The organism is Enterococcus sp. DIV0561 (genome assembly GCF_050539875.1).
GTDB lineage: Bacteria > Bacillota > Bacilli > Lactobacillales > Enterococcaceae > Enterococcus > Enterococcus faecalis.
In genome coordinates, this window is sequence record NZ_CP172927.1 from 985,487 (window position 1) to 998,078 (window position 12,592).

General features: G+C 36.1%; 12 protein-coding genes. 11 read left to right on the forward strand and 1 reads right to left on the reverse strand.

Translation table 11 applies throughout. The features are described 5' to 3' along the window. Positions 1-185 precede the first annotated feature (185 nt). From emeA to IGM13_RS04885, 10 genes are all read left to right on the forward strand, one after another. Complete coding sequence (gene emeA / locus IGM13_RS04840) at positions 186-1,340, forward strand: multidrug efflux MFS transporter EmeA (protein WP_010715094.1); 1,155 nt, start codon at positions 186-188, stop codon at positions 1,338-1,340. Between the two features lie 764 nt (positions 1,341-2,104). Then, positions 2,105-3,427 (forward strand): Y-family DNA polymerase, encoded by a 1,323-nt coding sequence (locus IGM13_RS04845; protein ID WP_002382081.1) that lies wholly within the window; start codon positions 2,105-2,107, stop codon positions 3,425-3,427. Positions 3,428-3,431: 4 nt separating this feature from the next. After that, positions 3,432-3,821, forward strand: coding sequence for a hypothetical protein (locus IGM13_RS04850; protein ID WP_002382082.1), 390 nt, complete (start codon positions 3,432-3,434; stop codon positions 3,819-3,821). 71 nt (positions 3,822-3,892) lie between these two features. Further along, positions 3,893-4,090 (forward strand): hypothetical protein, encoded by a 198-nt coding sequence (locus IGM13_RS04855; RefSeq protein ID WP_002360617.1) that lies wholly within the window; start codon positions 3,893-3,895, stop codon positions 4,088-4,090. A 17-nt stretch (positions 4,091-4,107) separates the two neighbouring features. After that, positions 4,108-4,413 carry a hypothetical protein gene (locus tag IGM13_RS04860; protein WP_002375233.1) on the forward strand — a complete coding sequence of 102 codons (306 nt, stop codon included), beginning with the start codon at positions 4,108-4,110 and terminating at the stop codon, positions 4,411-4,413. A gap of 52 nt (positions 4,414-4,465) precedes the next feature. Next, positions 4,466-4,897, forward strand: a complete 432-nt coding sequence (locus IGM13_RS04865; RefSeq protein ID WP_010715095.1) for a universal stress protein — start codon at positions 4,466-4,468, stop codon at positions 4,895-4,897. Between the two features lie 70 nt (positions 4,898-4,967). Then, positions 4,968-5,210, forward strand: a complete 243-nt coding sequence (locus IGM13_RS04870) for a hypothetical protein (RefSeq protein WP_002358134.1) — start codon at positions 4,968-4,970, stop codon at positions 5,208-5,210. A 369-nt stretch (positions 5,211-5,579) separates the two neighbouring features. Then, the gene (locus IGM13_RS04875; protein ID WP_002419838.1) at positions 5,580-6,026 is read left to right on the forward strand and encodes a GNAT family N-acetyltransferase; all 447 of its coding nucleotides are present in this window, start codon (positions 5,580-5,582) and stop codon (positions 6,024-6,026) included. Positions 6,027-6,165: 139 nt separating this feature from the next. Beyond that, positions 6,166-6,879 (forward strand): DsbA family oxidoreductase, encoded by a 714-nt coding sequence (locus IGM13_RS04880; RefSeq protein ID WP_002369662.1) that lies wholly within the window; start codon positions 6,166-6,168, stop codon positions 6,877-6,879. A gap of 70 nt (positions 6,880-6,949) precedes the next feature. Continuing rightward, the gene (locus IGM13_RS04885; protein WP_002358131.1) at positions 6,950-7,345 is read left to right on the forward strand and encodes a DUF805 domain-containing protein; all 396 of its coding nucleotides are present in this window, start codon (positions 6,950-6,952) and stop codon (positions 7,343-7,345) included. Positions 7,346-7,530: 185 nt separating this feature from the next. Here IGM13_RS04885 and IGM13_RS04890 read toward each other — a convergent pair whose 3' ends face one another. Further along, complete coding sequence (locus IGM13_RS04890) at positions 7,531-8,952, reverse strand: helix-turn-helix domain-containing protein (protein ID WP_002382000.1); 1,422 nt, start codon at positions 8,950-8,952, stop codon at positions 7,531-7,533. A 174-nt stretch (positions 8,953-9,126) separates the two neighbouring features. Here IGM13_RS04890 and ebpA point away from each other — a divergent pair, with 174 nt between their 5' ends. Beyond that, positions 9,127-12,591, forward strand: a complete 3,465-nt coding sequence (gene ebpA, locus IGM13_RS04895) for an endocarditis and biofilm-associated pilus tip protein EbpA (RefSeq protein ID WP_152680634.1) — start codon at positions 9,127-9,129, stop codon at positions 12,589-12,591. The last annotated feature ends 1 nt before the right edge of the window (position 12,592 follow it).

The following is a 12,592-nucleotide window of genomic DNA, read 5'->3' on the forward strand; positions in this document are numbered from 1 at the left end:
CTTTAAAAAATAACAATTTCCTTTAAAAAAATAAGTAAAAACTAGTGAAATTTTCAGCGAGTTAGTGTAAAATGTATCTCAATGACTCAACGAGTGTTTTAGCCGAAACACTGTCAAAGAAAGTACATACAAAGAAACAGAAATAGCCATTTTTGATGGCTGTTTTTTTATGGAGGAGGCAAATTATGACGAAAAAAAATAGTATGATGTACTTAGCAATTTCTAACTTGTTTCTTGTTTTTCTAGGCGTAGGCCTAGTCATTCCCGTAATTCCCCAATTAAAAGAAGAAATGCATTTTTCTGGTACTACAATGGGAATGATGATTTCTATTTTTGCGATTGCCCAATTAATCACATCGCCAATCGCAGGTGTCCTTTCGGATAAAATTGGTCGGAAAAAAATGATTGCGACGGGTATGTTGGTGTTTTCAATTTCTGAGTTATTATTTGGCTTAGCCCAAGCGAAAAGCGGTTTTTATATTTCTCGTGGTTTAGGTGGGATTGCCGCCGCTTTATTAATGCCGTCAGTGACAGCTTTTGTGGCAGATATGACCACGATTTCTGAACGTCCGAAAGCGATGGGGCTTGTGTCAGCCGCAATTAGTGGTGGTTTTATTATCGGACCAGGAGTTGGTGGTTTTATTGCTTATTTAGGCATTCGCGCCCCGTTTTTTGCGGCCGCATTTTTAGCGTTTATTGGTTTTATTTTGACATTAACTGTTTTGAAGGAGCCAGAGAAACGAATTTTAGCCGCTGTTGAAGCGAAAAAAGGTTCATTTATGGATATTTTAAGAAATCCAATGTTTACCTCATTATTTGTGATTATCTTAATTTCCTCTTTTGGCCTGCAAGCGTTCGAATCTATTTATAGTATTATGGCGACCATTAATTTTGGCTTTACCACAAGTGAAATAGCAATCGTGATTACGGTTAGTGGTATTTTAGCGTTGATTTGTCAGTTGTTTTTCTTTGATGCAATCGTCCAAAAAATAGGTGAAATGGGTTTAATCCAATTAACCTTTTTTGCAAGTGCCATTTTTATTGCCGTGATTGCCTTTACAAAAAATAATTTAGTTGTTGTATTTTCAACGTTTATTGTCTTTTTATCGTTTGACTTGTTTAGACCAGCAGTAACTACTTATTTATCCAAACATGCTGGAGATCAACAAGGAACCATCAACGGACTAAATTCGACATTTACAAGTTTTGGTAATATTTTAGGACCAATGGCAGCAGGAGCTTTATTTGATATCAATCACTTTTTCCCTTATTATGTTTCAGCAGTAATTCTGTTAGGAACGGGCTTTTTATCATTATTTTTAAATCGAAATAAGATGTAAAAAGTGATAATAGGGTGTTACGGCGTCAAAAAGTTAGATGAATATTCTAACTTTTGATGCCGTTATTTATTTTTTATAGGTAGAATATGCTATAAAAAAGTATGATATAGATATGTTATTAGTAGTTTTGATAGCGGTTTCTAGAATTGTGTGTTATGCTTTTCCTGATTACTTTGATGTTAGAGCAACGCACACACAAACTTGGAAAGGCTAAGCTTAGTAATTTAATAGAAAGTAGGTCTGGTTATGAATCTCCTTAAATATATTAGTAGCTTTATTTGGATGCTTTGCTCTTTGGGGATTATATATGCTATTCTTCGAATGATAACTAGTGTGAGCAAGACGGATTTTTCAGGAAATGGAACAAAAATCTATCTTATTTTGATAGTACTGTACACACTAGGAACGATAGGATTAGGTATGCTAGTTTCTAAAAAATGGTTCTATTTTTTGATTATTTTTATTTCTCTATGTGTATTATCACCTATAATATTGATTTTGATATTAAACTACACCAATCTATTAAAATAATCATGTTTTACATAGTATTTATTCAAGTTTATCCTCTATGTATTAATCTGAATACACTATTATTTTATTTGAGAGTTCTTTTTCAATATATGTAAATTGTCTAACAACAGGGTTCTGTTTGTTGTTGGACTATTTTTTTGATCGCCAACCGTTCTTGAAAAAAACAAAAAAATAAACAGTGTTCGCTTGATTAATCGAACGTTTGTTCGTATAATGATTTTGCAAGTGAGGTGATGTTTGTGAAATTTGATTATGAAAAAGAACCTAGTCGCGATATTCTTTGTATTGATTGCAAAAGTTTTTACGCTAGTGTAGAATGCGCAGAACGTGGGTTAGATCCGTTGAAAACGATGTTGGTAGTGATGAGTAATGCCGAAAATGCGGGGGGATTAGTTTTATCAGCATCGCCAATGGCAAAAAAAGTTTTAGGTGTTTCAAATGTTACGCGTAAAAATCAAGTGCCCGCTCATCCTGATTTATATGTGGTTCCGCCACGAATGAATTTGTACATGAAAAAAAATCAAGAAATCAATAATTTATATAAAAAGTTTGTCGCAGATGAAGATCACTCTGTGTTTAGTGTAGATGAATCATTTCTTGATGTAACGGCTTCTTTAAGTTATTTTCATTGTGAAACCGCCTATAAGATGGCTCGGATTATCCAAAGAGTCGTTTATAATCATGTGGGTATTTATGTGACCGTTGGGATAGGGGACAATCCGTTACTGGCTAAATTGGCGTTGGACAATGGCGCCAAACATTCGCCAGATTTTATTGCAGAATGGCGGTATGATCGTGTACCAGATACTGTCTGGCAGTTGCCTTCTTTGACAGATTTTTGTGGGATTGGTCGCAGAATGGCTAAACGACTGAATCGTTTAGGAATTGATTCTGTATATGAGTTAGCGCAAGCGAATCCGCATCTTTTACAAGAAACATTTGGCGTGATGGGGCTTCAATTGTATGCTCATTCATGGGGGATTGATCGTACCTTTTTAGGGAAAAAAGCGCAACATAAAGCTGAAAAATCATTTGGAAATAGTCAGATTTTACCGAGAGATTATGCGCGAAGAGATCAGATTGAACTAGTCTTAAAGGAACTGACAGAACAAGTGGCTGCTCGTTTAAGAAAAGCGCATTGTCAAACGGAATGTATCACAGTCTACGTTGGTTATTCCAAAGGACAAATTGACCGTGAAGGACGAACTGGTTGGCGAAAACAACAAACGATTCCTGCAACAAACAATACAAAAGTTTTGATTACCTATGTATTAGCCCTTTTTAGAGAACATTATCTAGCGGGAACCGATGTCCGGCAATTAGGGCTTTCATATGGAAAATTAGTTTGGAATGAATCTTTACAATTAGATTTATTTTCGGAACCAGAAGAGCAAATTAGTGAAATGGAGTTAAACTATCTGATTGATAAAATCCGACAAAAATTTGGCTTTCAAGCTTTAATCCACGCCTCTTCTTTGTTGGAAGGCGCGACGGCAATTCATCGTTCAGGATTAGTCGGTGGACATGCTGGAGGAAATGTCGGTTTAGGAGGATAACATCATGAAACGAACAAAAAAAGAATTTACACCTTATAATGAGTACCATGATCGGCCCTTTGAACTGAAATGGGCGACCGCTTTTGCATTGGGGGAGTTACAAGAAGGAATCGAAGCTTCTGACGAATATTCTAAGAGAGCGTTTGAACGCTTACCGCAACAGACAACAGAAGAAATTGAAGAATACTTAGAGCAGTCTTTAAAAAATAACCAGGTTTTAGAAATCCAATTGAATACATTGGATGATTATGGCCGTGTTCAACCGCCAATTGTTGGTGTTTTTGAAGGGATGAGTTCAATGGAGTATGCAAAAGTTGGAAATACACATATTTTATTTGAAGATATTCGTCATATTAAAAGTCATGAGTTTACCAAGTGGTCGAGCCTTGATTAAAAAACTATTGTTATACGTGCGTTTTGTGAAAACATATGAGATAATGTTCATAGGTAATAGAAATAAAAATTATGGAGGTGGCTAGGATGGGACATCATTTAAAAGGACACCATGGCAAAAAAACAAATGCAAATGGCGGCTTTTTAACAAAGTTATTGGCTGGTGGTGCCTTAGTGGGCGTAGGAAAAAAGTTATACGACAATCGTGAAAAAATTAAAGAGCTGTTAAGTGACGACAAAGAAAAAAGCAACGATACTGAAAACAAATAAAGGACTGGATTGACGGAATGGTAAAAGATGCAGCGTATATTATTGAAGAGATTACCACGATTTTAGAAGGAACCTATTTTGTGATAACCAAGAAAGCGAATAAGCGCCGCATGTGTTTACATGTTTCAGATACCGCGAAAGAATTTTTACGTTGTCGACGGGAGTATGAAACATTCTTAGAGCAACAGTTTGATTATGCCACAATGTTTTTAGAAACATGTACGGAAGATGTTTCTGTTGAAATTCAAACGGGACTACTTGAAGAAACAAATTATCAAGCATTAACCGTGGAAAAATTACAACAGATAGCCACTAAAATGTAACACAGCTGTTGTGTTAGTTTTGATTCTTAATTTGGTTAAGGAGGCGGATAAAATGTCAGTATATCAACATATTTTGGTTGCTCTTGATGGCTCAGATCAATCTGAAAAAGCTTTTCATGAAGCTGTCAGGATTGCCAAAGAGGAACAAGCCACTCTTTATTTAGCTACAATTATTAATGATGCTGAATTTACGACGAGTCCATTTTCTTTTGAAGAATTGTATGATTTAGAAAAACACAAGTCAGAAGAGATGCTCACTGAAAAGGCAAAACAAGCGAGTGAAATTGGTGTAAAAACAGTCAAAAAAATTGTTGAGCTTGGGAGCCCAAAACGTTATCTTGCCAACACGATTTCTGAAAATTATGCCATAGATTTAATTGTGATAGGTGCCACGGGAAGAGGTGCTATTCAACGAACCTTGATTGGTTCTACTACAGATTATGTGGTTAACCATGCTTTGTGCAATGTCTTAGTTGTTCGCTAATTGTGAGTAAATAATCAAGGGAACAATGTTTTATCGGGGCGTTTTTTTAAATTAAACGAGAGGTGAGTTTATGAAAACAAAAATCGGAAAAACAGTTATCTTGTCAGCGTTTTTATTCACAAGTTTCCTTTTACTGAGTGGTTGTACCTCGGCTGGCGAAGAGATGGAAAAAACAATTGATCGACAGAAAGAAAAAGTCGATAAAACGGTCGATAAGCAGAAACATAAAAATGAAAATTCTATGGAAAGTTACGACGAAAAAGTTGACCGTTCTTTAGATAGTCAAGAAGACAAAATCGATACTACTGAGTAACGGGAAAGCTTTCAACTATCGGCTAGTAATTAAATAATATACAAAAGGGAGCATCCACTGCAGTTATTTCTCACAGCGGATCCTCTCTTTTGTGGTTAAAAAGAAAAAGTTAACTGCTCCCCAACAGTTAACTTTTAATCATGTTGCACATAGTTAAAACACTCTATATATCATTTATATCATTTGAAACAGGTGGTGTAAAAAGAAATCTCTTGAAAAGAGTCTCCAGTTATAGGGAAGATTTCCCATAAAAAAGAGAAACGTATAATCACAGAGAGTTAGAGAAAGCAAAGGGAAATAAGTATGTTAAAATAAGAAGCAAGAAAGAAGACAAGTATGCAGAAAATAACAACTAATTAGGTGAAAACAATGAAAATACATTTTGAAAAAGTAACAAGCAATAATCGTAAAGCAGTGGAAAACTTACAAGTTTTCGCTGAACAACAAACCTTCATTGAATCAATGGCAGAAAATCTAAAAGAATCAGACCAATTTCCAGAATGGGAATCGGCAGGTATTTATGACGGCAATAAATTAATCGGCTATGCCATGTATGGACGTTGGCAAGATGGGCGCGTTTGGCTAGACCGCTTTTTAATTGATCAACGGTTCCAAGGACAAGGTTATGGGAAAGCAGCCTGTCGACTTTTAATGTTAATGCTAATAGAAAAATACCAAACAAACAAGCTATACTTGAGTGTTTATGATACGAACAGCTCAGCAATTCGGTTGTATCAACAACTTGGTTTTGTATTTAATGGTGAATTAGATACGAATGGTGAGCGGGTAATGGAATGGACACATCAGAATAAGTAGATAGAACAGGTGAGACAAAAGCCATAGCGCATTTTGTTTCACCTTTTTCTTTTAATTGGCTCCATTTGTTTACTTTTAGTAAGTAAAATGGTAAATTTAGTTCAATCTGTTTTGAAAAAAGAGTTACTGGAGGGTAAGGATGAAAATAGAATTTTTCCATGATGTTATTTGTAGTTTTTGTTTTCCAATGTCTGACCGCATGCATGAGATTCAACAAGAATTTCCTGAAATTGAATTGATTCATCGGTCGTTTGCGTTGGGATGGTCAGCAAACGATTTTGAAACAATGTTTGGCTCACGAGCAGCAGTAAAAGAAGAAGTTTTGACGCATTGGGTGCATGCCAATCAAAACGATTCAAAGCATCGTTTTAATATTGAAGGGATGAGGAAGCAACGATTTGATTTTCCAACATCAAAGAATGCATTATTAGCAGCAAAAGCAGCTGGATACATTGGCAACCAAGACACTTATTGGTTACTGTTTGATAAGTTACAAGAAGGTTTATTTATGAGAAGTTTAAATATTGAAGAGCCAGAAGTAATTGAGGAGCTAGTAAAAGAGACAACGATTGATTTTGCTTTATGGAAAGAAGCTGTTGCTTCCGAGGCTGTTTGGACGGCGGTTCAAGAAGATTTCGCGCTAGCTTCTGCTTATGGTTTACAAGGAGTTCCCGCACTAATCATTAATCAAAAATATTTAATTAATGGTGCAGTACCGAAACAGCAAATCAGCCAAACTATTCAAAAAATTCTCGCAGAAGAAAAACAACAGCAACCGTTAGTTTCATTAACTCCTTCTTCTGAAGAGTCCGCTTCGTGTGAGTTTAAGGAAGGCACATGGACGTGTCATTAAGCAGCATAAAATAACGTTATTCTTTGACAAAACGAAAGACTTCTGTAATAGTTAATGCGGGGGTGATAATATGTTTAACGCATATAGAGAATACTGGAATAATATTACAACAATGAATGCGTCAGCAACACGAGCACAATATTGGTGGCCACAATTAATTAATTATTTGGTGTTAGGGATTTATTCAGCAATTACGGGCGTTTACAGATATATTGAAGTAACACCCAATGATGGAACAATCATTAAAGAATGGAATACTGTGACCATTATCTTTTTCTTGCTGACTGCTTTAATTTGGTTGGCAAACTTTACTGTTCGAGCAAGAAGATTGCATGATCGCGACCACAGTAACTGGTGGATTTTATTCTATTTACTTCCTTTTATCGGTACTTTAGTGATCTTCATTACATTAATTTTGCCAAGTAAAAGTCACACAAGATGGCCAGTGAATCAATCAGAAATTTAATTTGCTGGTTTCGTTTAGCTGATTATCTTAAGAGTGAAAATAGGACATAAGTCATTTCGACTTATGTCCTATTTTCTTTTTTATTTCAGAAAAATAAAAATATCTTCTGTATGATGGCACCTCACATTACGCGGTTCTTGATAAAAGGGCTATCTTTTTGGTAGATAGGGAAAACCATTAAGACGTTAAAAGTTTAATAAATCGAGCAATTCTCTTTTGTTAGAAAATAAGATAGCATCATTAATTAAAATACTTGGAACACTGGTTTCAATAATTGGTTGATTGGTAATAATCAAGTCAAATTCTTCGAGTCGATGGTCACCTAATTGTTCTTCCGTAATTGCTAACGTATTTGAACGAATCCGATGCAAAGCTAAAATATCGTGGACATAGTTTCCAATATATTGACTATGATTCAGGCCCATGTCGCTAATAATCAAAATCTTTTTTGAGTCGAAACTCTGGTTAATTTCTGGAAAAGTATTAAGCAACCAAAAAATATAAGAAGATGAATAGTTTAATAGATTTGTTTCTAAAAGAGCGGAAAAGAAATGCAATTCTGCTTTTAATCGTGCATATAAGTGAAGCTGAGTAAAATGAATTTGTCGAGTGAAAAAGGTGGCCCTTTGTGTCAATTCGGAGGTGTCAAAAGGCACTAATTGAGAAAACAAATAAAGACAGGTTAACAAGTGAACAGCGAAGTCGACGACTTCTTCTGTTAATTGTTCAATCTGTGAAAAAGCATTAAATTTTAAATTTTCACGTATTCTTTGACTGATGACTTCTTGGTCTTCGGAGTAGTATTGCTGAAAAGCGCCTCTTTGAAAATACCGGAGAACTTCTCGATAGGTCTCACGGCTGAGTCCAGTGAAATGACGACTGAGTAAAAGATAATCTTCCATTTTGATTGGACTCTTTTTATCTGTTTTTTTCTGGAAACGTTGTTGAAATCCTTGATGCTCTCTTAATAAATCAACAATAAAATACATAATAAAGAAATCGTGTTCATAACTGTTATCCATACTAATAATATTTAATTGGCATTGATTACGACGCATTAATTGTTTGATTTCCTGCTTATCTAATTGATAAGGCAATTCATAATGACCATAATACATTAAAAAGAAAAAGGTTGTAAAAATACGTAAAGGCAATTCTTCTGTTTGGCTAGTTAATTGATAGCCTTGATCAACGATAACGCGAAGAGAGTAAGTTTCCAAGACCTGATTACACTGCTTCAATTTTCGAGCAAAAGAAGAGCGACTAATATTGATGGTATCGCAATAATATTCGATGGTTTTGCCAGGATTTTGGATAAACTCATGGAGCAATTGGGTGGTCGTTGACGTTTTTGCCATATCCGTCAGCACGTTTAAATATAAGGACACATTAAAGTTTTCTAAACGATAGCCTAATTTATGCGATGTTTTAATGGTTAAACTTTCGCCCCAACGCTGTTTAATCTCCTCAATATAACGAATAAAAGTAGACTCAGAACTACCAATATATTTTGCAAGTTCTTTTTTAGTCATCCATTTATCAGAAATGGATAAGACACGAATGATTTCTTCCATTTTCCGATAATTTTTTTCTAAAAACCTAATCATATTGTTTCCTCCCAAGTCCTTTACTTTAATGAAACAATCATCGAAACAATAACGCAATTTCAGAAATGAAACCGCTTGGTATGAAAGCTGGTGTGATTTAATGAGCTCCTTCTCTGTATAATAATTATCAGATTAGAATAATGAAATTTTACGTGCTAGGCAATTCTAATTTAACTGTTAATTCATAAAAGAAAGGAGAGAACAGACATTAAATTACTAAAGAAATTTGGGGTTTTCGGCGTAGTCTTTTTACTTGTCTCATCCTATTTCATACCGCTCATTGGCTATGCAGAAACAGCCAAAGAAGTTGAAATTACATCCGCTCAAATGATAACAGATGAGAATGATAAAACGAATATTAATATCGAGTTAAATCTTCTCAACCAAACAGAGCAGCCATTACAACGAGAAATTCAATTGAAAAATGCACAGTTCATGGATACTGCTGTAATTGAAAAAGACGGATATTCTTACCAAGTGACTAATGGTACGCTTTATCTGACTTTGGACGCACAAGTAAAAAAGCCGGTACAGCTTTCGTTAGCTGTTGAGCAAAGTTCGCTTCAAACAGCTCAGCCACCTAAGTTATTGTATGAAAACAACGAATATGATGTTTCAGTTACTTCTGAAAAAATAACAGTAGAGGATTCTGCTAAAGAATCAACTGAACCAGAAAAAATAACTGTACCAGAAAATACGAAAGAAACTAACAAAAATGATTCGGCTCCAGAAAAAACAGAACAGCCGACCGCAACAGAAGAGGTAACCAATCCATTTGCAGAAGCAAGAATGGCGCCAGCCACTTTGAGAGCGAATCTGGCACTACCTTTAATTGCACCACAATACACGACGGATAATTCTGGTACTTATCCGACAGCTAATTGGCAGCCCACAGGCAATCAAAATGTGTTAAACCATCAAGGGAATAAAGACGGTGGTACACAATGGGACGGCCAAACGAGTTGGAATGGGGACCCTACTAATCGCACAAATTCTTATATTGAGTATGGCGGTACAGGAGACCAAGCCGATTATGCCATCCGAAAATATGCTAGAGAAACAACAACACCAGGGCTTTTTGATGTATATCTTAATGTGCGTGGGAATGTTCAGAAAGAAATCACGCCATTGGATTTGGTCTTAGTCGTTGACTGGTCCGGTAGTATGAATGAAAACAATCGGATTGGTGAAGTACAAAAAGGAGTGAACCGTTTTGTTGATACATTGGCAGATAGCGGTATTACCAATAACATCAACATGGGCTATGTTGGCTACTCAAGTGACGGTTATAATAACAACGCCATTCAAATGGGACCGTTTGATACAGTCAAAAATCCAATTAAAAATATTACGCCAAGTAGCACTAGAGGAGGAACTTTCACTCAAAAAGCATTAAGAGATGCTGGTGATATGTTAGCAACGCCAAATGGACATAAGAAAGTTATTGTACTTTTAACGGATGGCGTCCCAACCTTCTCTTATAAAGTGAGTCGAGTTCAAACAGAGGCGGATGGTCGCTTTTACGGGACACAATTTACGAATCGACAAGACCAACCAGGTAGCACTTCTTATATCTCTGGTAGCTATAATGCGCCAGATCAAAACAATATCAATAAACGAATTAACAGTACGTTTATCGCCACGATAGGTGAGGCAATGGCCTTAAAACAACGTGGGATTGAAATACATGGATTGGGCATTCAATTGCAAAGCGATCCACGAGCTAATTTATCTAAACAACAAGTTGAAGATAAAATGCGTGAGATGGTGTCAGCCGATGAAAATGGAGACCTTTATTATGAATCCGCGGATTATGCACCAGACATTTCTGATTATTTAGCGAAAAAAGCCGTTCAGATTTCAGGAACGGTTGTAAACGGAAAAGTAGTTGATCCAATTGCTGAACCTTTTAAATACGAGCCAAATACATTATCAATGAAAAGTGTGGGTCCTGTTCAGGTTCAAACATTACCAGAAGTGTCGCTAACAGGCGCTACAATTAATAGTAATGAGATTTATTTGGGTAAAGGGCAAGAAATTCAAATTCATTATCAAGTACGTATTCAAACAGAGTCAGAAAACTTCAAACCTGATTTTTGGTATCAAATGAATGGTCGGACAACGTTTCAGCCATTAGCCACGGCCCCTGAAAAAGTTGATTTTGGGGTTCCTTCTGGAAAAGCACCTGGCGTGAAGTTAGACGTGAAAAAAATCTGGGAAGAGTATGATCAAGACCCAACAAGTCGGCCAGATAATGTGATTTATGAAATTAGTAGAAAGCAAGTAACTGACACAGCCAACTGGCAAACTGGGTATATTAAATTATCAAAACCAGAAAATGATACCAGCAATAGTTGGGAGCGCAAAAATGTAACCCAACTTTCCAAAACCGCGGATGAAAGCTATCAAGAAGTTCTTGGGCTTCCCCAATACAATAATCAAGGACAAGCTTTCAATTATCAAACAACCCGTGAATTAGCAGTTCCTGGTTACAGTCAAGAAAAAATCGACGATACTACTTGGAAAAACACGAAGCAGTTCAAGCCATTAGATTTAAAAGTAATCAAAAATTCTTCCTCAGGTGAGAAAAACTTAGTGGGAGCCGTCTTTGAATTGAGTGGTAAAAATGTTCAGACAACATTAGTGGACAATAAAGATGGTAGCTATTCCTTGCCAAAAGATGTGCGCCTACAAAAAGGGGAACGCTATACATTAACTGAAGTAAAAGCACCTGCAGGACATGAGTTAGGCAAGAAAACGACTTGGCAAATTGAGGTGAGTGAGCAAGGCAAAGTAAGCATCGATGGACAAGAAGTGACCACCACAAATCAAGTTATTCCATTGGAAATTGAAAATAAATTTTCTTCTTTGCCAATCAGAATTAGAAAATACACCATGCAAAATGGCAAACAAGTGAACTTAGCAGAGGCGACTTTTGCGTTGCAAAGAAAAAATGCTCAAGGAAGTTATCAAACTGTGGCAACTCAAAAAACAGATACTGCAGGATTGAGCTATTTTAAAATTAGTGAACCTGGTGAGTATCGAATGGTGGAACAAGCAGGACCATTAGGCTACGACACTCTTGCTGGAAATTATGAATTTACTGTTGATAAATATGGGAAAATTCACTATGCAGGCAAAAATATTGAAGAAAATGCGCCAGAATGGACACTGACACATCAAAATCATTTGAAACCTTTTGACTTAACGGTTCATAAAAAAGCCGATAATCAGACGCCACTTAAAGGAGCGAAATTCCGTTTAACAGGACCAGATACGGATATTGAATTACCAAAAGATGGCAAAGAAACGGATACTTTTGTTTTTGAAAACTTAAAACCAGGGAAATATGTTCTAACAGAAACCTTTACGCCAGAAGGATATCAGGGGTTAAAAGAACCAATCGAATTAATAATTCGTGAAGATGGTTCAGTCACGATAGATGGGGAAAAAGTAGCAGATGTTTTAATTTCTGGAGAGAAGAATAATCAAATTACTTTAGATGTTACGAACCAAGCAAAGGTTCCTTTACCTGAAACTGGTGGCATAGGACGCTTGTGGTTTTACTTGATAGCGATTAGTACATTCGTGATAGCGGGTGTTTATCTCTTTATTAGACGACCAGAAGGGAGTGTGTAAT